We start from the raw sequence: 18,136 nt of genomic DNA, 5'->3' as shown, positions 1-18,136 counted from the left end.
CCCCCTTCGAACCCACCAACCACACCTAACCTCCCGAGTCAACTACTATCCACTCGTCACCATCTTCAACACCCGCTTACTCACCACGGGGCAGATACGGAAGCGGACTCACGGGGCAGAACTGCGGGAACTCGGTGAGGAGTTGCCGGAGAATATGGACGTGTCCGGAGCCGACGACGAAGCAAACACGGTTAGTGTCTTCGTCCACGGCCCGCCAGATGTTGTGAATCATCCGGAGGTTCCGCCGGTACCATCTCGAAAGGGCATCGGGACCAGCGTAGTTGTCTTGGTCGCCGTATCGGAGGAACTCGTCGAACATCCCATCGTTGTAGTGGAGTGCAGCCGCTTCGTTTAGATATCGGTGGTACGCTGTGATGGTCGAGTCCGCGAGACGGTCGTCGAGCGACTGCTGGAGTTCGTCGTGGTCGATTCGCGGGATATCTATCTTCGGAGTCGGTTCGTACCCCCGCTCTTCGAGTTCCTCGAAGTCGGGACCTGTCCCGAGTTGTTCCGGAACGTCAACGGGAACGACACGGTCGTGCCCGAGGCGGTCGGCAAGTCGGAACCCGATTTGGATGACCTCGCTTCGGCACGCCATCCGGGCATCGTCCCGTTCCGGATGCCGCGGTTCGAATGCGTGTTCCTCGTCGTAGGTGGCCTCACCATCTCGATAGCGCACGTACAGGTCGTTCACGGCCTCGGCCTGCGATGCGGGGCGTTCGACAGCGACGAAGTCCGGGCCTATGCGTTCGAGGTTCGAGACGAGTGAGTCCAGTTCACGCTGGCGGCCGTCGGTGAGAACATCGTCGGCGCTGACGTTCACCTCGTCTAAGCCGGGGTCGTCCATGTGGTACGTCCCGAAAAGGACGACTTCGACCTGTTCCGGAGTCGGGGTTGGCCACGCCGGCGTCTTCCGCGCGGTTGCCCTCGGTCTGAGCATTATACGACTGACCAGCACTGACATCCTCATAATTGTTTCAGAATGTCATATGTGGGGGCTGGGTAGCTGAACCGAGGACCCTACGTCCACACCGTATTCACATCAATTTCGTCTGCAAAGAGACCGACGCTAACGAAGGCGGGGTCTTGGCCGTCTGCTATCGAAACCCCGTACGATTCTCTCAGCCCGGAATCGAGCTTGACTGCAGCAAATACGCAGTCCCCGGTCGGAACACCGATTCGTACGTCGTTTGTTCCGCCGGCGGAATACGCCACGAGTGGTGGGTGACCTGTACTGAGTCGTCGGGTGGCGTCGCCGTAATGCGTGTGATATCGGCCTCGCCGTCGGGTGAGTGGCGATAAACCGAGACCGTCCCGCTACGCTCCGTCTCTCTGAAGTTGTTGATTCGGAGGGCGATATGCTGGCTTGTTGGAGCCGAAGTCGACGTTCGCGTATCGGGCGACGCGCCGCTCGTCTCAGTTGACGGTGAGTCTGTGTCGGGTTTCTGAAAATCAATACACCCAGCGAATACCCCACAAAAGCAGGTGCCGAAAGCGGATTTGAGAACCGTTCGTCGCGTGCTTTCCACAGACATCTTCGTCTACAGCCTCAACCATACCATCCCATATTGTCATGTTAAATACTTCCCCGAGCACACCTACCGCCGCTGGAATCTCGACAAAGAAACTAACACTCTCACCCACACCAGTATCGATTCAAATGACACCAACCGACACATCTTTGGTGTATGGTAACAAATTGGTAACTGCCGTTGTCAGAGCCTCCCTCAGCCATGTCGACGACACGTCGACCGGTACCCCTCACTAATCTCTCCCCCACCACACCACCATCTCACCAGAGCGGGCCACGATGCTCCGACAACGGGCAAACGCGGCTGCACTAGAACCACGTGGTGAACGCCACCTACGTTCCCACGTGGGACACGACGTGGCGAACGGCTCTCGAGTCGTTCATTTTTGACGTGGCTCTGCAGCAAGTCGGTTCACCGACGCGACATGAGTTTCGGTGAGCGACGACCACGCCGAGACCAGGCCGACTCCCACTCGACAGCCAGAACACACACCAGTTCCCGTCTCACTCGATTCGCTCGACTTGGACCAGCGCGGCGGGGTCATCCCAGCCGTAGACCGCGGGGTCGAGGTCGCCGTCGCCGACGATACCGCCGTGGGGTGTGATGACGCCATCTTCGGCGAGGTCCGGGTTGCTCATTCCGGCTCCTTCGGTCCCCGAGTCGATGCCGTAGAGTGCCTGTGCTGGTGGAACCATGTCACCGTACGCTTCGGTGTTCATCTCCGTTCCAGCGTCGTAACTCGACGCGAAGTACGACCGCGACTCGTTCACGCGCTCGGGGAGCGGGACGGTGTCGAGACCGGTGAAGCCATCGTTCGTCCCGATGAGCATGCTCACGAACGAGAGATACATCCCGCTGGCGTCGGTTTCCAGTTCGAGGGTGGCTGCGGCGGGGAACATCTCACTCGCCGGGAGTTCAGGAGGGACGAGCGGCGTCTCGGCCGCGGAGAGGGTACGAATATCCGTTGTGCTCTCGGCGAGTTCGCTTAACGGGTCGAGGTTCCCGTTTTCGGCGAGTTCTTTGATGGCGTCGCTGGCTGGGTCTCCGACGGCAAACAGTTCGACGCTGGCGCGGTGTGCGACCACTGCCGGTGGGGTGAACGGTTGGCCGGTAGTGAGATTTGCCACAGTCACGCGGTAGGTTCGTGCGGACTGGTCACCGCCGTTACTGGACTGCCCGGGAATCATTACGTCGCCGAGGCACCCGGCAAGTGCAGTCAGTGCACCCGCACCGGTCAGGCCGAGGACGGTTCGTCGTGTCGTTGAAGGGTTCGTATCGGTCATGGTTCTTCTCACGTGGTCGAATCCACGACAAAGCAGACGCACGACGACTTAATGGGGATTTTTCGAGATTCGGGACGACTCTGTGACGAGTTAGGGTTGAGTCAGTACCAAATTCGCTCCGAAAATAACACAACGAACACACTGGGGACGCTCAGCGAACGGTCACGTACGTCAAGAACGCAACCGCGACGAGTTGGAGACCGCGAAGGACCAACACGGCCTGCTGGACGTGTGGGTCGCCGGAGTAGAGACTCTGCATGGTGAAAAAGAAGTACAGGGCGAATGCGTTCTCGACGAGCATCACGACAGCAAACGCGAGAAGGCCGAGGACGAGCGACGTGCGGAACGTCCGGTAGTTTCGAACCCACACGGCGGCTAACGCCGAGAGGAAGACTATGTTCACGCCCGAGAGGACGCTCGCTGCCAGAATCTGGGTACTCATTGCCATGTTCAATCGAGGTGTGTTGCGATTTCTTCGAAGGTATCGCGGTACTGTTCGAAGTGGTCTGTGAGGAAGTACAGTCGCCCGTACTTGTCGCCACCGGCCTCGATGACCCCGTGGGATTCGAGTACATCGAGGTGGTGTCTGATGGTCTTGTATCCGACGTCGAGTTCGTCGGCGAGGCGGTTTGCGTTCCGCGGACGCTCCGACAGTGTACGGATTATCCGGACGCGGTTCTCACCACCTCGTGTCGCCGTGAGTAGATACCAGAGCGCCTTCTCCATCGACTGTTCTTTCTACTGGTTGGTCGAGAGGTGTAATATTCGCACGGGTCCGGGACGATACTCCACGATGTGTGTCGATGACCGTCGTACATGAGTATTGTTCCACTTCAGTACCAAATTCGGGGTACGTCTCGTGCGGCGTGTGGGTACTTCCGTTCGGTCCCGGCCCGAAGTTACTTCAATCCGGTGTCGGTCCGAGGGTACACACAGATCCGGTGTCGACCAGAGGCCAATATTCGAGCGAATCGAACTGGGAGGAGACACCGCAAACAGCAGTAAGCAATATGTCGCTTGCGTCCTATGAAAACATCGTATGGACGACAACACCAGTCTGGACGCGTGTGCTATCGAGTCTCCGAAAGGCCGTCCGTGCCCTATCTGTGAGACATCGATGACCCATCGCCACTGCAAGTACATCTGTCCAGAACACGGGGTCGTCTATGACTGTAGCGACACGTTCTGGTAACGATACCTGACACAAATCAATAAAACAGCCATCACAGAGCCGTCAGTGGATTCAACGGTTGACTTCACGGCTGCACGAAACGCTATGTCGACAGCAACCCAACGAGAAGGTGAGACCATTTGCGGCCCGTTCGGTCACCTTACTCGGTCCCGTGACAGGGACGGTACGCGGTATACGAAAATGCTCAACGAATCACAGGTCGAAGCCGGAAAAGAAATACAACAACGGACGGGAAAGACGTTCTACTTCGCAACTCGGCTCCTCCCAGAACGCGTCAGACACGCCACATACGTACTCTACGCGTTCTTCCGCGTCGCCGACGAGGTCGTCGACGCTGAGGAGACCGCCCCACCGGAGCAACAGCGTGAGCGTCTCGAACGACTTCGCGCCGAGGCACTCGGCGACGTCGAGACAGGTGACCCGGTGTTGTCCGCATTCGCCGAACTCCGAGAGCAGTACGATATCGACCCCGACGACGTGAACGTCTTCATCGACGCCATGGAGTCGGATATCCACAAGGACCGACATGCGACCTACGAGGAGTTAGAGACGTACATGGACGGTTCGGCGTCGGCCGTCGGTCGCATGATGACCGCCGTGATGCGCCCCGACGACCCGAAACAGGCACTGCCGCACGCGACGGCGCTCGGACAGGCGTTCCAACTGTCGAACTTCCTCCGCGACGTTGGCGAGGACGTGGTCGAACGCGACCGAGTCTATCTTCCAGAGACGACGCTGGAGCGCCACGGCGTCGACGTAGCGCAGATTCTTGACCTCGAATTCGACGACCGTGTCGCCGAAGTGATGCGCGACGAACTCCGCCGAGCCGAGTCACTCTACCGAGACGGCGTCGCCGGCATCGAGTACCTACCCCACGATTGCCAGTTCCCGGTGCTCCTCTCGGCGGTCCTGTACGCCGACCACCATCGGTCGATTCGCAAACTCGGCTACGATACGCTCTCGACGACGCCGGACCTGAGCTTCGGTCGAAAAGTCTTCTTGCTCGGGAAGACGGCGGCGTACTGGGCTGTCTGGCGTGACCCGGTCGCCGTGTTCAAGGCCGTCAGCGTCGTTCCCTACCCGGAAGATGAGGAATTCGACGCGGACTTCGGTCCCGGTTCGACCCCGGTCGGCAAAGTACGGAGCCGAGGCCGCGTTTCGGGGTGGATACGGGCGCTGAGTCGATGGGGTTCGGACTGAGTTTGGTCGTTGATTTTTGAAGTCCACTTACGACTTAGGACCGCCACGGCAAGCGCCGCGGGAGACGGAACAGTCGCGAGTCGAATCGCTCGGTTCGGAGGAGACCGATGCCGAAGAGAGCGGCGACGGCGACGGGAATCCAGTTGCCGAACCACGCGTTGATGCCGCCCCAGAGGATGACGAAACTCACCAAATCGTCGAGCATGAATCCGGTCGCATCGAGTCGTTCGAGAAGCGCCTCGCGGTCGAACGCCCAGTCGAGCGTGGCGACGGCGATAGTGGCGCTGACGACCCACCCGGCGTAGTTCGAAAGCGGGACGCCGTAGAAGATTATCGCGCCGTCGGCCAGACGGTAGTATTCCCAGAAGCCGAGTGCGACCGCGCCGGGGTCGAGCACCACGTCCATGGCGAGGACCATGGCGATGACGACTGGAAGTCGGACGAGCGTGTCTCTGGCGCGGTCGCCCAAAAGCAGGAGACAAAGCAGGTAGGCGTTCATCACGAGCGGGATGAAAAACACGGGAAGCCCGATGGGGACGCCGGCGACCGTCGGCCCGAGGTCGATGCCGTATTCGAACCAGCCGTAGGGCCACCCAGTCGTGATGCCGGTGTACTCGATGGCGTATGCGTAGCCCGTGAGCGCAGCGACCCCGAACGCGACCCGTCGCGTCACGAGTGGTAGGACGCCGACGATGAGGGGCGAGCGCATGACGAGCGTCCCGAAGAGGATAAGAAACGCGTTGAACGCCAGCGGCTCCGGGAGCCACGTCATCGCGCTGGCGACGAGGAGAACCGCCCCGTTCAGCGGGAAGAACACCGAGATGGTAAACCGATTGTCGCACACGAGTCGGTCGAGCGCGAGTTCGGCCTCCCGCCGCGTGCTCGGTGGTCTCGGGAGCTGCGTTCGCGAGTCAGCCATAGACGACACCCCAAAGTGCCCCGACGGTGATGAGCATGCCGACGACGGTGTTCAAAATGGGGTACCACCAGTACGCCCGCTCTACGTCGACACCTGAGAGTGCAATTCCGAGGACAACGACCGGATAGGCCGCGAGCAACCCACCGAGTCGAACGTCGACGGCAGCGAAGGCGGCGGCCGCGAGCCCCCACACCACGGCGCAGTAGGCGTAAGTTCGGCGCTCGCCGAGGACTGTCGCCGTCGTCTGAATACCGGTCTCGCGGTCGGGGTCGATATCGGGAATCGCCGAGAACGTGTGCATCCCCATCGTCCAGAGCCACGCCCCGGCGATAGCGAGTGTTGGCGGGTTCGAACCGGTAATCGCCGCGTACGCGGCCACGCCCGGAAGGATATACAGCCCGTTCGAGACGGAGTCCAGAAACGGCGTCGTCTTGAACCGGAACGGCGGGGCACTGTACTCGACGGCGAGGAAGAAGTACGCGACGAGCCACGGCCACGCGACCTGCGGCGTGAGCGCGAACAGACCGACGCCGAGGACACCGCTTCCGACGACGACTACGAGGTTCACTGGGTCGCCGCGCCAGCGCGCCTCGCGGTCGTCTTTCTTCGGATTGGCTTCGTCGATATCGGCGTCAAACACGTCGTTGACGCCGTAGAGGAACACGTTCGCTGGAATGAGGAAGTACGCGAACAGCAGAACGGTATCGAGGGCTAGCAGGTCTGCCAACGTGCTCGCTGCGGCCGCTGCGCCGACGATGACCGGTCCGGCGAGATAGAGCCAAAACCGGGGGCGTGAGAGGACCAACAGGTAGGCAAGTCGGTCCCGAAGGCCGCCTTCGACCCCTGTGTTGGCCGCCATGTCCCCGTTCATCTCAGACCTCTTCATCTCATGTCCCCGTTCATCTCAGACCTCTTCATCTCATGTCCCCGTTCATCTCAGACCTCTTCGTCTCATGTCTCCGTTCATCTCAGATACCCTTCTCCCATGTCTCCGTTCATCTCGCGTCTTCAGCCATCTCCTCCGCGGTGAGTTGGCCGCTGATGAGACACATCGGGACGCCGATGCCCGGCGTGGTGAACGACCCGGTGAAGTAGAGACCGTCGACCTTCTTCGAGCCGTGTGGCGGGCGGAGCAGCGACGTCTGGAAAAGCGTGTGCGCGAGACCGAGTGCGGTGCCTTTGGTGCTGTTGTACCGTTCGGCGAAGTCACTCACACAGAACGTTTCTTCGACGACGATGCGGTCTCGGAGGTCGACACCGGTGTTTTCGGCGATGTCGTCGAGGACAAGGTCACGATAGGATTCGCGGAGTTCGGGCGTGTCTTCGAGTCCGGCCGCGACGGGAACGAGTGCGAACAGGTTACTGTGGCCCGCAGGTGCGACCGTGTCGTCGGTCTTCGAGGGAACACACAGGTAGTAGGCGGGGTCGTCGGGCCACGCCGGGTCCTCGAAGATGGTCTCGAAGTGGCCGTCCCACTGGGTCGGGAGCACGAGCGTGTGATGAGCGAGTTCGTCCACGTCGCCCTCGACGCCGAGATAGAGCAGGAACGCGGACGGTGCGTACGTTCGCGACTCCCAGTAGTCGGCGTCGTACTGGCGTTTCTTCTCGGGGAGGAGTTCTTGTTCGGTGTGGGCGTAGTCGGCGTCGCTTACGACCTGGTCACAGAGGAACTCGCGACCGCCCTCTGTACGGACGGCGAACCCGCCGCGCCGACCCGCAATCTCGGCCACCGGCGAGTTCGTGTGGTACTCGACGCCGAGTTCCTCGCCGAGCGAAACCATGGCGTCGACGACGCCTGCGAGACCGCCGTCGGGGTAGTAGACGCCCATGTTGAAGTCGACGTGGCTCATGAGATTGTAGAGCGCGGGCGTGTTGTTCGGTGCGCCACCGAGGAACACCAGCGTGTACTGCATTATCTGCTGGAGTTTGGGGTGGTCGAAGTAGTTCTCGACGTGGTCCTGCATCGACCCGACGAGCGACAGCCCCCACGAGTTTTTGAACACGTCGAGGTCGATGTAGTCCGTCAGGTTCGGCCGGTCGGTGTAGACGAAGTGTTCCATTCCGATGCGGTAGTTCCGCTCGGATTTCCGGAGGTAGTCGTCGAGTTTATCGCCCGCACCGGGTTCGTACGACTCGAATGTCGCCTTGTTCGTTTCGAGGTCGGGAACCATGTCGACTCGGTCGCCGTCTTTGAAGAAGATGCGATAATGGGGGTCGAGGCGGGTGAGTTCGTAGTAGTCCGAGGGCCGCTTGCCGAAGTACGCGAAGAACCGCTCGAACACGTCGGGCATCAGGTACCACGATGGACCCATGTCGAACCGGAATCCGTCTCGTTCGAGCGTGCTCGCTCGGCCACCGAGTTGCTCGTTTTTCTCCAGCAGCGTCACATCTGCCCCGGCGTCGGCGAGGTAGCAGGCTGTCGAGAGACCGCCGAATCCACCACCGATAACGACGATTGATTCGCCAGCGAGGGAGTCGAGGGCCGAGACGGAATTCATGGAGCTTTGTAAGGACGTTGAGAACATAAATCGACTGACCAAATCGGGGGCGCTCGGCAGGTATCTTTAGGCACGCCGCCTCCGTACGGCCTGCATGAACGACACCACCGTGGTGGTCACCGGCGCGAGTTCAGGTCTCGGTGCTGCTGTCGCCCGGGCCTTCGGTCGAACCGGTGCGACAGTCGTCGCCTGCGCCCGCGATAAGGACGCACTCCGGGATGTCCTCGACGATGTAGAAGACGTGGGTGGAGTCGCCGAGGGACTCCGTGCCGACGTTCGAGACGAACTCGATATGGAGCGTCTGATGGAAACTGCCGCCCGTATCGGCGGCGATATCGACGTGCTCGTCGCCAACGCTGGCATCAACCACGGCACACCCGGTGAGATGCCTCTCGACGAAGAATCCTACGCCGCCTTCGACGACACCTTGCGAACGAACGTTCGCGGCGTCTTCGCGGCGGTCAAAGAAGCACGTCCCCACATGGCCGACGACGCTCGCATTCTCGTCCCCTCGGGGTCCGTCGCCCGCGATGCGGAACCCGGAATGGGGGCATACGCCGTCTCGAAGGCTGCTGCCGAGGCGCTCGTTCGGCAGTTCGCCGCCGATTGCGACCAGTCCGTCTGTGTCGTCGACCCGGGGCTCGTCGCCACCGACCTCAGCGGCGGACAGGGACGAGACCCCGACGATGTCGCCGGGTTGTTCGTCTGGGCTGCGACTGAGGCGGACCCAACCGACTTCGACGGCGGCACACTCGACCGTACGGCGTGGAAGAACGCAACTCAGTGAGACGCGCTGACGCTAAATGGTCGAACCGCGCATCTTATTAACCAGAGTATTTTCGTTCACAACATGAATCGCTCGACAGCCGTCGGCGCGGGGAGCGTCGTGATACTTGTCGCACTCTCGGCGTACGCCGTCTCGACGGGAGCGTGGAAGCTCCTCGTCGTCTCGTGGGCTGCCTTTGCGGCGATGGCGTTTGCTGCCCCGTTCGGCGCGCGCGCTCGGACCGAACACGCCGAGGGACTCGTCTGGGGCTACGGTCTCGCCAGCGGCGCGATGGTGACGAGCGCGGCCGTCTTTCTCGTCCCGCAGGCACTCGGCCACCACACCCAGTTCGGCGGATTTGGTATCGCGTTCGGTATCCTCGCCGGATTCGGCGCACACACCGTGGGCCACCGGTTCGCTCACATGAACTTCCCGGTCGACCGCACCGTGACGGAACTCTCCGCACACGCCATTTCCGCGGGTGCCATCATCGGAATCGTCTACGGAAACATCGATGTCGGGGTCGGACTCGGCCTCGCTATCGTCTCTCACAAAGGCCCCGCCGGATACGCCGCCGCTCGTCGCCTTTCGAGCCAGAACAAGCCCGTCTTCCCGCTTCTCCTTCCCGCTGCGGGGCTGGGTATCGCGGCTATCATCTCCAGTGCCGTGTCGCTTCCGGCGACCGACGCCTTCCGCGGTGTCGTCTTCGGATTCGCCTCGGGCGTGTTCCTCCACGTCGCCATGGATTTCTTGCCCCGCTGTGAGATTGGCAGCGAGATTCACGACCTCCTGTCCGTCGAAGACGAACACGCCCACGCGATTCTCGACAGACTTCGAGTTCACGCCGCGATAAGCACCGTCGTCGGCGGTGGCGCCGTCTTCGGTGCGTGGTTGCTACTCAGCTAATACTGCGTGTTAGGGCCGACTTGCTGACTTTCGTCTACCGCTTGTAGATCCGGTCAAAGACAACATACTACTCGAGAGACAACCGTCGGCCACCGATGGACATCCAGACGGTATTGTTCGGGCTACTTGCGATTACTGGCGGAGTCATCACCTATCGGTACGCCTACGGCATCACGAAATTCGGCGAGCAGCTCGACGCAATCGGGAGCAAAACCCACGCGAGCGAAGTCGAACCGGCAGCGTGGAACGTCACGCTAACCAAACTGATGGGCCTGTTCTTCGTCGCACTGGGATTGTTCTTCGGCGGTGCTGCGCTGGTGTCGGGATAGGGTGGTATCCCGTCGTCCCGATTAGTCCGTCAACCGCCGGAGTTGGACGGAGATGCCGAGCGCCGCACCGAGGAGCAACACGACGTTGAACGCGGCGTGGAAGATTGGCCGGAACTCGGGGTTCACCCACGTCGAGATGATTTGGCTCGCGTTGAGGTAGAACTGCAGCGCCGCGATGAGCGCGAGCAGTAGCAGTCCGGCGAGGACGGCGTAGTCGAGATACCGTCGAAGTCGCTCGGCGAACTCGCGGTCCTCCTGTTCGTCCACGTCTTCGGCCGGTTCGGCGGTCGTCGCCGGGATTCGGTCCTCGTCTGCATTCGATTTCGTCGGCGCTTCGTCGCTCATTGGGACCGCCTCCGAGCGATGAGAGCGCTCGCGAGGAGCGCCACGAGTGCGACGACGGCACCGAAGCCGGGTGCTGCCGACTCGGTTTCTGTGGCCGCGTACTCCCTCTCATCTGGTGCGCCGCCGTCTCCGCCGTTTTCGAAGTCTTCGACGCGCAGTTCTACTTCTTCTGTCGTCTGGTTCACGCTAATCGTCCTCGTTGGGTTCAGGTTCGCCGCGCCGCGGGCGGTGTCGATGACGACACCATCCCGGAGCAACACGGCGTCGATGTAGTAGTTGTAGTCGTTCGGTACTGTGGTCGTCGCGCTGACCGTCTCTGTTCGCCCGGCGCGGATTGCTCCCGCATCGACCGTCGTCCGGGACGCGACGATATTCGATTCGGCTTGCCGGAGTACGAACATGACCGAGAGGTCCTCAGCCGGGTCGTCGCCGGTGTTGGCAAGCGTCGCCGAGAGGTCGAGCGTCGTCTGGTCTTCACCTGCGTCCGCGATGGAAAACGAGACGGGCGGGAGTGCCTCGCTGTCGGTGAACGACGTGGTCGACTGCAAGTATGGCGGCTTGATAGCCGAAACGCCGCGGACGCTTTTTCGAGCCTCATCGACACGCTCTGCGTTGCGGTAGAGTATAACCTCGATGTCGTAGCCGCCTTCTCTAGGGACGGTGAGGTTCGTCGAGACCGTCTTTTCACCGTCGCGTGAGATGGTGCCGACGTCGACTTGTTTTGTCGTTGTCAGGAGTCCTGATTCGGCGTCGACGGCGCGAACGAGGACACTCACGTTCTGCGTGGGATTTCTTCGGTGGTCGATTCGTGTTTCTATCTCCAGCGTCGCCGTCTCTCCCGTGGCCGGGCCCGCGGCGATAGAGACATCAGCCACGTCTACCGGGCCGGGACGGACCGGTCCCTCGTCGGTCGGGTCCGCGAGGACACCGGGAACGACGATGGCGGCGGCGAGGGCGATGACCACGACGCCGACCGCCCCGCTGGCAAGAAGGGCGTTCCTATCCATACCAGACTGACATTTTTCGGGCGGTAAATGTCTTGTCCCAGATGAATGCGTCGGAGAATGACCGTCAGCGATGTATTTTCGCTCCGTCGAAAGCAGTCTGACCAGCGGTAGTGGGGCATGGATTTTTATAGGACGACGTAGGGATATGTGGCATGGCAACGTATGTTATGGGTACGGACTCGGTACACACCAGCGCCGAGGTTTGTGATTACCTCTCTCAACGAATTGAAACAGACGACGTTATCCACGTCGTCAATTCGCACCAAGGCGGCGACCACACCGACAGCGACGACGTCCGCGACGGGGAAGACGCGATGAACGTTGTCGGCTCCCGGCTCGGCGACACCGTCACCATCGAGACACACCAGTACATCCGCGGAAACGACCCCGCTGACGATATCCTTCAGTGTGCAAAAGAACAGAACGCCGACGAAATCGTCATCGGGGTTCGAAAGCGAAACCCGACCTCGAAAATCGTCTTTGGAAGCACCGCACAGGACGTGCTGTTGAACTCGAACATTCCGATGGCAGTCGTTCCGTTAGCAAAAGTCTACTGAGGAATCTCAGTTTTCAGGCGGTACTCAGTTTCCGGACCGGTACTCGACGAGAACCATCTCGAACGCCGGTTCGTCGTCACCTTCCTCCTCGTAGAAGGCCATGTGACCCGGAAGCGGGCTTTCGGGCGAGACGCAACTCTCCCAGGTGACGCTGCCGTTCGTCCGGACGACGAAGTTCGCACACTCTAAGCCCGCGTACGTAGAGACGCGCTCGACCTTGAAGCTCGTATCACCGTTGGCTCCCGAGACTTCCCAACTGTCGCCGACGCTGAGCGACTTACCGTCGATGCTGCTGTAGTACGGCGAGCCGAAGCCGAGTGTTGCAACGGACCCGGTGGGGCTGCCCGAGAGTTTGCTGTTAATCTTGTCCGGCGACGCGGTCACGGTCCGTTCGCTCGTCGTGTTGGACGTGACGAGCTTCGCCCGAACCGTCACCTCGTCGTCGGTCGCAGAGAGGACCTCCCACTCGTAGGTCGCTGTGCCGTCGATGCTGTCGGCGGTTATCTCGTATCGGTAGTACTGGCCCGTACGGTACTGGTTGTCCCACGTTCCGTTAAACTCGAACGCCGTCGTCGACGACGCGTTTCCGCTTTCGTTTCCGGGGGTACTGGTCTCGCCATCTGTCGCAGTGCCCGTCTCTACCGTCGTCTGGGCTGCTGTTGTTGTCGTGCCGTCGCCGCCAATTCCGCCGGAGCACCCGGCCACGAGGACCAGGAGTGCGACGAGAAGAATCCGTATTGTCGTTCGCATGGCTCAGGTGAGAACGTCGGGGGTCATAATAGGTACGAGAAACAGAGCGTCTCTCCGGCACGAATATGACAAGTAAGCGGGAAAACGGTCGTCACTCGGATGGTCGTCGCTCGGTGAGACAGTTACTCGTCTGTCTCGTCGAGCACTTTCTCGGCGAGCGTCGGCACGAACGTCCCGATGTCGGTCACCATCCCGATAGCCTGCGACGAACCGCGGTCGAGCAGTTGCGTGACGGTTGCGGGGTTGATGTCCACACAGACGGTCTTCGCCGTAGAGGGGAGACAGTTCCCGACGGCGACCGAGTGCAGGAGCGTCGAGAGCATGAGCACCATGTCGGCCTGGTGGGCCTGCTCGCGGATGGCGTTCTGCGCTTCGATGGCGTCAGTGATGGTGTCCGGAAGCGGACCGTCGTCGCGGATGGACCCCGCGAGGACGTAGGAGACGTCGTTTTTCACGCACTCGTACATGATACCTTCTTTGATGAGTCCCTCGTCGACGGCTTCCTCGATGCCGCCAGCACGGATGACTTCGCTTATGGTGTAGATGTGGTGTTTGTGCCCCTTGCGTGGGTGCTCCATCGTCTCCATGTCCATCCCGAGTGAGGTCCCGTAGAGGCCGCGCTCGATGTCGTGGGTCGCAAAGCCGTTCCCGGCGGAAATCATGTCGATGTAGCCCTCTCGGATGAGTCGCGCGAGAGCGTCGCCGCCGCCGGAGTGAATGAGCGCCGGACCGGCGACGACGAGGACGTTTCCGCCCTCTTTTTTGGTCTCGCGGAGCGCATCCGCGACCTCACCGATGAGCGACTCGGAGGGGCGCTCGGAGGAGACGCCACCCTGCATGAAGCCGAATGGACCGGAGGAATCCCGGGGACGTTCCGGCGGTTTGACGCGGATACCCGCCTCGTCGGTGACGACGAGGTCGCCCTCTTCGACGCTGTTGAGGACTTTCGTGTATGCGCGCGCACCGTCTTCGGTCTCTTCGACGATAATCGCACAGTCCATCTCGATGTCCTCGACGGGAATCCATTCGCCGTCGTATCGAACGTCAGTCGGGTGATTGGTCGTCGAGTAGAACCCAACCGGGACGACCTGGTCTGCGGGCGACGGCTCGACGTGCGCATCGACGGGGTCTGTGAGGTTCGCGCCAATCTGGTGGAGTTCGTGGAGAATCTCCTGCAGGCCGTCTTCGTCGTCGGCAGAGACCGTCATCCGACAGTACGACGTGTCCTCTTTCTGCCGACCGACGTCGAACTTCTCGATATCGAAGTCGCCCCCGAGGTCCATCACGATGCCCATCGCCTGTTGCATCGACCCCGAGTCGATGATGTGGCCATCGAGTTCGACCGTGCGCGTGTGCGTCATTAACGAAGAATCAACGGAGAGGGCAAAGTGGGTTACGGACGCGACGTACCAATCGTCGGGAATTCGTCCGTCGCAGGCCGGGACAAATCAAATTCTACCGACATTTCACATGCAATCGCAGCGGAGTAAAACCGATGCCGGACAACACCGAATCTTCGTGGAACGAAGCGTACGATGGAACTCCACCGTGGGATATCGGTCGGCCACAGCCGATTTTCGTGGAACTCGCCGAAGACGGGCGGGTTTCGGGACCCGTACTCGATGCAGGGTGTGGAACCGGAACCCACGTGTGTTATTTCGCCGAGCGTGGTCACACGGTGACGGGTATCGACGTGTCGACTCGGGCAATCGAACTCGCACGGAAGAAAGCGGACGACCGAGCTGTTCAGGCAACGTTCCACGTCGCCGACGCTTTCGACCTCCCTCCGAGTCTGGGGCCGTTCAACACCGTCGTCGACTGTGGTCTCTTGCACGTCTTCGGAGAAGCCGACCAACGACAGTCCTACACCGACGAACTCGCGGCAGTGACGAATCCCGGCAGCCGACTCTATTCGCTCGCGTTCAGCGACGAGGCACCGGACGACTGGGGTCCGGCCACCCTCTCGCCGGACGACCTTCGTCGCTCGTTCGGCGATTCGTGGTCAGTCGAGCGCATTGAAGCAACACCCTACGAAACGAACCGGATACCCGTTCCGGGGTATCTCACAGTCGCCGAGCGGAAGGGGTGAAATCAATCGCCAGCAGTGAAAACGGACCGTGTATCGTCCTCAGAGGACGAATCCTTTGAATAGGTTGGCGACGGTCCACACCGCCTGGTCGACCGGGTGGCCCTTCTCGCCGGAGACGCGAATACGGTCGTTTCGAAGCGCCTGTTTGACGCCAGCCACTGGGTTTGACGACTGAGCGATTGTTTCGAGCGTCGCGCGGTCAGTCTCGATGCGCGTCGAGGCGTCTTCGTTCGACTCTGCGGCTACGTCGGCGATGCGCATATCGTCTTTAACGACAGCGGAAAACACGTGCGTCTCGTCGCCATCTTCGACGTAGACGTTCACCGTCTTTCCGGCGATGAGGTCGCGGGCAAACGAAACGTCGAGTTGGTCGATGTTCTCGTTGTACAGCGCGACTCCCTCTTCGAGGAGTTCTTGCATCTCTTCGTCGCTGGGCGTCTCTGATTCCTGTGCGAGAACTGTTCCCGGGGCAGAGACGAGAAGAACGACGAGGAAGAGCGAGACTAAACGGTGGGTTGCGGACATGGCGATACGACGTATGCTGACCGGGGACATAATATTCCCGCGAGCGTTCAGCGGGCTGAGAGGTTATCGCTTATCGGACTGTTCGGAGGAACGACAGTAGGTGGCCGAAGGTCTGTTCGAACGCCCGGTCGTAGTGGTCGAAGTGGTCCACCGGGAGTTCGACGAGCGTCGCGTCCGAGAGTTCGTCCGCGAGGTCGACCACCGCGTCGGCAGGGGCGATGTCGTCGCGCGTTCCAGCGACGAGCAATACCGGACAGGCGATGCGCTCGGGGTCCGGAAGCGCCCGGTAGCGGAACAGCGAGAGGAACAGGCGCGCGGGCGTCTCGTCGCGCCACGCACTCCCCGGCGGGACGAGTTCGCGGTAGGCGGTGCGCACGCCGGGGTCTTCGAAGACGGCCATCGACGACCCGTCACCGAGGACTGAAACGCGATGCGGGCCGAAAAGGCGCGACTGGAATTTATCGCGGAGTCCGGACGCGAGTGCGCCAAGCGTCCCTCTGAGCCCCCGGCCGCCGGTCACAGCTTTTCCGTCGAGCATCGGATTCTGGGCGACGGCGGCAGCGATACGGCCATCTTCGGCCGCCGCTCGGAGCGCATACCCACCGGAGAGACCGGCCCCCCAGAGAATAAGCGAGTTCGCGTCGATTTCGTCCCGTTCGCGGAGTCCTTCGACTGCCGCGTGCCAGTCAGCAATCTGCGAATCGGGGTCAACGAGGTTTCGCGGTTCGCCGTCGGAGTCGCCGGTGTTTCGATAGTCGAAGAGGAACGCGGCGTAGCCCGCTTCAGCCAATCGCTCGGCGTAGGTTCGCAGACCGAACCGACGCTCTGCGGCGAGTTCACCGGCCATAACGACCACCGGCGGGGACTCGACGCCATCAGGTCGGTAGAGCCAGCCGGTGCAGTTTGTCCCCTCGCTTTCGAACGTCAAGGTGACCCGAGAGTACTCGAAATGCGACGGGCGGCGGGGACCGCGAGCGGTGGACTGCTTTCCCCGAAGACGCCACGAACTCACGCGTCTCCCCCCTCGTAGAGGGTGTCGAGGACGCGCTGGGACAGTTCCTCGTCGTCCAGCGTGTAGTCGTTGTACGCCTGAATCCAGTCCGCTTCGAGTCGCCACGTCGCCTGTACGTCGCCCTCGCTTCGAAGAATCGTCGCTTCGACGGTGGTCGGTTCCCACTCGTCGCTCTGGGCGAGTTCGAGGAAGGTGGTGACTGCACGTCCTACCTCCCCGTGGTCGGGTTCGACATCCGGGAATGCCGTGAGGTAGGTCAAAGACACCGACTCGTCGATGGAGAGCGACTCGACGCTGATACCATTACCACGAAGCGCCTCCTCGACGGCGGCCGCCGGTTCGAGGTCGGTCATGCCAAGCGCTACGATACCTGACGGCTAAACGTTTGCCGCGAGACAGGACGGGAACGACCCCAGCATCTGCCGCCAGTGTCTGCCGACCGGTGTCTACTAATCAACATCCGCCGACCAGTGCCCGTCTACACCTGTGCGTCGGCCTGCCGGAGTGCGTCGTGAAGCGAAAAGAGAGGTGCGATGTCGCCAGCGGCGTACTCGGCGAGTAGTCGCGTGAGTTCGGTATGCGTCTGGGTATGGTCGATACCGGCGACGACGCCGTCGACGTAGGCTTCTCCGAGGGCTTCCCCGACGTGTGCGCCTTTGACGTGTTTCTCGTCGATGCCGAGACGGTCGAGATAATTCGAATCGAGCTCGTAGTCGTCGTACCAAACCGTCGGTTGGTCGATGCCTGCCTCCTTGCACGCCTTCCACAGCGCCGGAATATCCCGGTTTTGCCGGACTGCGTGCGGGTAGGCTTCCGCGGCGAGCGTTCCGAGGTCGATATGGTCGGCGAAAAGCGAATCCACGCGGTCCGGGGCGTCAGACCAGACGCCTTCGTCCGCAACTTGCTCGGCCCATGCTCGAAGATGGTGTTCGTCGAAGTACTCGCCGTTGTAGGTGATGACCGGTCCACTTCGGGCCTCGCACCACTCGACGACTTCTCGGAGGAGGCCGGCCGTGTGCTCGACGCTCCAATCACCGTCACGGAGGACGACTTCGACTTCGGGGTCGCCGTCACCGACACAGAAGCCGAGACCGACGGCGACGAGTTCGAAGTCAGCGGTGTTTCGGAAGTCGCTCGGCGTGCCGTTCGGACTGGCCGTCTCGATGTCGAGTGCGAGTCGCCCCTCGTTCATACCTCGGTGGTCGCTATGGGGTGTGAAAAATGAC

The 18,136-nt window shown here is 61.3% G+C and carries 22 protein-coding genes; 7 read left to right on the top strand and 15 right to left on the bottom strand.

Translation table 11 applies throughout. The features are described from left to right. Positions 1 to 76 precede the first annotated feature (76 nt). The 4 genes from HFX_RS10805 to HFX_RS10785 form a co-directional block, all read right to left on the bottom strand. Entirely contained in the window at positions 77 to 940 is an 864-nt protein-coding gene (locus HFX_RS10805; protein WP_004059990.1) for a DUF5694 domain-containing protein, read from the bottom strand. Between the two features lie 1,095 nt (positions 941 to 2,035). Then, the gene (locus HFX_RS10795) at positions 2,036 to 2,815 is read right to left on the bottom strand and encodes a spondin domain-containing protein (RefSeq protein WP_004059992.1); all 780 of its coding nucleotides are present in this window, start codon (positions 2,813 to 2,815) and stop codon (positions 2,036 to 2,038) included. A gap of 151 nt (positions 2,816 to 2,966) precedes the next feature. Next, positions 2,967 to 3,263: a hypothetical protein gene (locus HFX_RS10790; protein ID WP_004059993.1), complete on the bottom strand. Its 297-nt coding sequence runs from the start codon at positions 3,261 to 3,263 to the stop codon at positions 2,967 to 2,969. Between the two features lie 2 nt (positions 3,264 to 3,265). Continuing rightward, a complete protein-coding gene (locus tag HFX_RS10785) occupies positions 3,266 to 3,541 on the bottom strand; it encodes an ArsR/SmtB family transcription factor (RefSeq protein WP_004059994.1) in 276 nt (91 codons plus the stop codon). Between the two features lie 313 nt (positions 3,542 to 3,854). Between HFX_RS10785 and HFX_RS20565 the strand changes: the two genes are divergently transcribed. Both HFX_RS20565 and HFX_RS10780 read left to right on the top strand, forming a co-directional pair. Then, the gene (locus tag HFX_RS20565; protein WP_014732523.1) at positions 3,855 to 4,007 is read left to right on the top strand and encodes an HVO_2523 family zinc finger protein; all 153 of its coding nucleotides are present in this window, start codon (positions 3,855 to 3,857) and stop codon (positions 4,005 to 4,007) included. Positions 4,008 to 4,187: 180 nt separating this feature from the next. Beyond that, positions 4,188 to 5,207: a phytoene/squalene synthase family protein gene (locus tag HFX_RS10780; protein WP_004059995.1), complete on the top strand. Its 1,020-nt coding sequence runs from the start codon at positions 4,188 to 4,190 to the stop codon at positions 5,205 to 5,207. A 34-nt stretch (positions 5,208 to 5,241) separates the two neighbouring features. Here HFX_RS10780 and cruF read toward each other — a convergent pair whose 3' ends face one another. The 3 genes from cruF to HFX_RS10765 form a co-directional block, all read right to left on the bottom strand. Further along, entirely contained in the window at positions 5,242 to 6,126 is an 885-nt protein-coding gene (gene cruF, locus HFX_RS10775) for a bisanhydrobacterioruberin hydratase (RefSeq protein ID WP_004059996.1), read from the bottom strand. Further along, complete coding sequence (locus tag HFX_RS10770; RefSeq protein ID WP_004059997.1) at positions 6,119 to 6,997, bottom strand: prenyltransferase; 879 nt, start codon at positions 6,995 to 6,997, stop codon at positions 6,119 to 6,121. The genes cruF and HFX_RS10770 overlap by 8 nt, the downstream gene beginning before the upstream one ends. Positions 6,998 to 7,121: 124 nt before the next feature. Beyond that, positions 7,122 to 8,624: a phytoene desaturase family protein gene (locus HFX_RS10765; protein ID WP_004059998.1), complete on the bottom strand. Its 1,503-nt coding sequence runs from the start codon at positions 8,622 to 8,624 to the stop codon at positions 7,122 to 7,124. A gap of 94 nt (positions 8,625 to 8,718) precedes the next feature. Between HFX_RS10765 and HFX_RS10760 the strand changes: the two genes are divergently transcribed. The 3 genes from HFX_RS10760 to HFX_RS10750 all read left to right on the top strand — a co-directional run bounded on the left by HFX_RS10760 (position 8,719) and on the right by HFX_RS10750 (position 10,625). Further along, on the top strand, positions 8,719 to 9,411 hold the full coding sequence (locus HFX_RS10760) for an SDR family NAD(P)-dependent oxidoreductase (protein ID WP_004059999.1): 693 nt from the start codon (positions 8,719 to 8,721) through the stop codon (positions 9,409 to 9,411). Between the two features lie 63 nt (positions 9,412 to 9,474). Continuing rightward, the gene (locus HFX_RS10755; protein WP_004060000.1) at positions 9,475 to 10,296 is read left to right on the top strand and encodes a ZIP family metal transporter; all 822 of its coding nucleotides are present in this window, start codon (positions 9,475 to 9,477) and stop codon (positions 10,294 to 10,296) included. A gap of 95 nt (positions 10,297 to 10,391) precedes the next feature. Beyond that, on the top strand, positions 10,392 to 10,625 hold the full coding sequence (locus tag HFX_RS10750; RefSeq protein WP_004060001.1) for a hypothetical protein: 234 nt from the start codon (positions 10,392 to 10,394) through the stop codon (positions 10,623 to 10,625). A 21-nt stretch (positions 10,626 to 10,646) separates the two neighbouring features. Here HFX_RS10750 and HFX_RS10745 read toward each other — a convergent pair whose 3' ends face one another. Together HFX_RS10745 and HFX_RS10740 are read right to left on the bottom strand one after the other, a co-directional pair. Further along, complete coding sequence (locus HFX_RS10745) at positions 10,647 to 10,970, bottom strand: hypothetical protein (protein ID WP_004060002.1); 324 nt, start codon at positions 10,968 to 10,970, stop codon at positions 10,647 to 10,649. Further along, the gene (locus tag HFX_RS10740) at positions 10,967 to 11,977 is read right to left on the bottom strand and encodes a DUF7490 domain-containing protein (RefSeq protein ID WP_004060003.1); all 1,011 of its coding nucleotides are present in this window, start codon (positions 11,975 to 11,977) and stop codon (positions 10,967 to 10,969) included. Before HFX_RS10740 ends, HFX_RS10745 begins: the two co-directional genes overlap by 4 nt. A 152-nt stretch (positions 11,978 to 12,129) precedes the next feature. On the opposite strand from HFX_RS10740, the gene HFX_RS10735 reads away from it, so the two are divergent. Next, positions 12,130 to 12,534 (top strand): universal stress protein, encoded by a 405-nt coding sequence (locus tag HFX_RS10735; protein ID WP_004060004.1) that lies wholly within the window; start codon positions 12,130 to 12,132, stop codon positions 12,532 to 12,534. A gap of 24 nt (positions 12,535 to 12,558) precedes the next feature. Here the strand turns inward: HFX_RS10735 and HFX_RS10730 are convergent, their stop codons facing one another. Together HFX_RS10730 and HFX_RS10725 are read right to left on the bottom strand one after the other, a co-directional pair. Next, on the bottom strand, positions 12,559 to 13,284 hold the full coding sequence (locus HFX_RS10730) for a hypothetical protein (RefSeq protein WP_004060005.1): 726 nt from the start codon (positions 13,282 to 13,284) through the stop codon (positions 12,559 to 12,561). A gap of 122 nt (positions 13,285 to 13,406) precedes the next feature. Next, positions 13,407 to 14,645, bottom strand: a complete 1,239-nt coding sequence (locus HFX_RS10725) for an ornithine cyclodeaminase, nickel-pincer nucleotide-dependent (protein ID WP_004060006.1) — start codon at positions 14,643 to 14,645, stop codon at positions 13,407 to 13,409. Positions 14,646 to 14,779: 134 nt separating this feature from the next. Here HFX_RS10725 and HFX_RS10720 point away from each other — a divergent pair, with 134 nt between their 5' ends. Beyond that, a complete protein-coding gene (locus tag HFX_RS10720; RefSeq protein WP_004060007.1) occupies positions 14,780 to 15,373 on the top strand; it encodes a class I SAM-dependent methyltransferase in 594 nt (197 codons plus the stop codon). A gap of 39 nt (positions 15,374 to 15,412) precedes the next feature. Here the strand turns inward: HFX_RS10720 and HFX_RS10715 are convergent, their stop codons facing one another. The 4 genes from HFX_RS10715 to HFX_RS10700 form a co-directional block, all read right to left on the bottom strand. Further along, positions 15,413 to 15,898, bottom strand: coding sequence for a hypothetical protein (locus tag HFX_RS10715; RefSeq protein ID WP_004060008.1), 486 nt, complete (start codon positions 15,896 to 15,898; stop codon positions 15,413 to 15,415). 70 nt (positions 15,899 to 15,968) lie between these two features. Then, positions 15,969 to 16,910, bottom strand: coding sequence for an alpha/beta hydrolase (locus tag HFX_RS10710; protein ID WP_014732525.1), 942 nt, complete (start codon positions 16,908 to 16,910; stop codon positions 15,969 to 15,971). Beyond that, positions 16,907 to 17,263: a hypothetical protein gene (locus HFX_RS10705; RefSeq protein WP_004060010.1), complete on the bottom strand. Its 357-nt coding sequence runs from the start codon at positions 17,261 to 17,263 to the stop codon at positions 16,907 to 16,909. Before HFX_RS10705 ends, HFX_RS10710 begins: the two co-directional genes overlap by 4 nt. Positions 17,264 to 17,388: 125 nt before the next feature. Then, positions 17,389 to 18,102, bottom strand: coding sequence for a hypothetical protein (locus HFX_RS10700; RefSeq protein ID WP_004060011.1), 714 nt, complete (start codon positions 18,100 to 18,102; stop codon positions 17,389 to 17,391). Positions 18,103 to 18,136 lie beyond the last annotated feature (34 nt).

This window comes from Haloferax mediterranei ATCC 33500, from assembly GCF_000306765.2.
Lineage (GTDB): Archaea > Halobacteriota > Halobacteria > Halobacteriales > Haloferacaceae > Haloferax > Haloferax mediterranei.
This window is presented reverse-complemented; position numbering and strand designations above follow the sequence as displayed.

Excerpts from the sequence above, each read along its gene's own strand:
- HFX_RS20565 (WP_014732523.1), top strand. The coding sequence starts at position 3,855 with ATGGACGACAACACCAGTCTGGACGCGTGTGCTATCGAGTCTCCGAAA.
- HFX_RS10755 (WP_004060000.1), top strand. The coding sequence starts at position 9,475 with ATGAATCGCTCGACAGCCGTCGGCGCGGGGAGCGTCGTGATACTTGTC.
- HFX_RS10770 (WP_004059997.1), bottom strand. The coding sequence starts at position 6,997 with ATGAACGGGGACATGGCGGCCAACACAGGGGTCGAAGGCGGCCTTCGG.
- HFX_RS10725 (WP_004060006.1), bottom strand. The coding sequence starts at position 14,645 with ATGACGCACACGCGCACGGTCGAACTCGATGGCCACATCATCGACTCG.
- HFX_RS10730 (WP_004060005.1), bottom strand. The coding sequence starts at position 13,284 with ATGCGAACGACAATACGGATTCTTCTCGTCGCACTCCTGGTCCTCGTG.
- HFX_RS10795 (WP_004059992.1), bottom strand. The coding sequence starts at position 2,815 with ATGACCGATACGAACCCTTCAACGACACGACGAACCGTCCTCGGCCTG.
- HFX_RS10805 (WP_004059990.1), bottom strand. The coding sequence starts at position 940 with ATGCTCAGACCGAGGGCAACCGCGCGGAAGACGCCGGCGTGGCCAACC.
- cruF (WP_004059996.1), bottom strand. The coding sequence starts at position 6,126 with ATGGCTGACTCGCGAACGCAGCTCCCGAGACCACCGAGCACGCGGCGG.
- HFX_RS10750 (WP_004060001.1), top strand. The coding sequence starts at position 10,392 with ATGGACATCCAGACGGTATTGTTCGGGCTACTTGCGATTACTGGCGGA.
- HFX_RS10790 (WP_004059993.1), bottom strand. The coding sequence starts at position 3,263 with ATGGCAATGAGTACCCAGATTCTGGCAGCGAGCGTCCTCTCGGGCGTG.
- HFX_RS10720 (WP_004060007.1), top strand. The coding sequence starts at position 14,780 with ATGCCGGACAACACCGAATCTTCGTGGAACGAAGCGTACGATGGAACT.
- HFX_RS10715 (WP_004060008.1), bottom strand. The coding sequence starts at position 15,898 with ATGTCCGCAACCCACCGTTTAGTCTCGCTCTTCCTCGTCGTTCTTCTC.
- HFX_RS10760 (WP_004059999.1), top strand. The coding sequence starts at position 8,719 with ATGAACGACACCACCGTGGTGGTCACCGGCGCGAGTTCAGGTCTCGGT.
- HFX_RS10705 (WP_004060010.1), bottom strand. The coding sequence starts at position 17,263 with ATGACCGACCTCGAACCGGCGGCCGCCGTCGAGGAGGCGCTTCGTGGT.
- HFX_RS10700 (WP_004060011.1), bottom strand. The coding sequence starts at position 18,102 with ATGAACGAGGGGCGACTCGCACTCGACATCGAGACGGCCAGTCCGAAC.
- HFX_RS10780 (WP_004059995.1), top strand. The coding sequence starts at position 4,188 with ATGCTCAACGAATCACAGGTCGAAGCCGGAAAAGAAATACAACAACGG.
- HFX_RS10765 (WP_004059998.1), bottom strand. The coding sequence starts at position 8,624 with ATGAATTCCGTCTCGGCCCTCGACTCCCTCGCTGGCGAATCAATCGTC.
- HFX_RS10740 (WP_004060003.1), bottom strand. The coding sequence starts at position 11,977 with ATGGATAGGAACGCCCTTCTTGCCAGCGGGGCGGTCGGCGTCGTGGTC.
- HFX_RS10785 (WP_004059994.1), bottom strand. The coding sequence starts at position 3,541 with ATGGAGAAGGCGCTCTGGTATCTACTCACGGCGACACGAGGTGGTGAG.
- HFX_RS10735 (WP_004060004.1), top strand. The coding sequence starts at position 12,130 with ATGGCAACGTATGTTATGGGTACGGACTCGGTACACACCAGCGCCGAG.
- HFX_RS10745 (WP_004060002.1), bottom strand. The coding sequence starts at position 10,970 with ATGAGCGACGAAGCGCCGACGAAATCGAATGCAGACGAGGACCGAATC.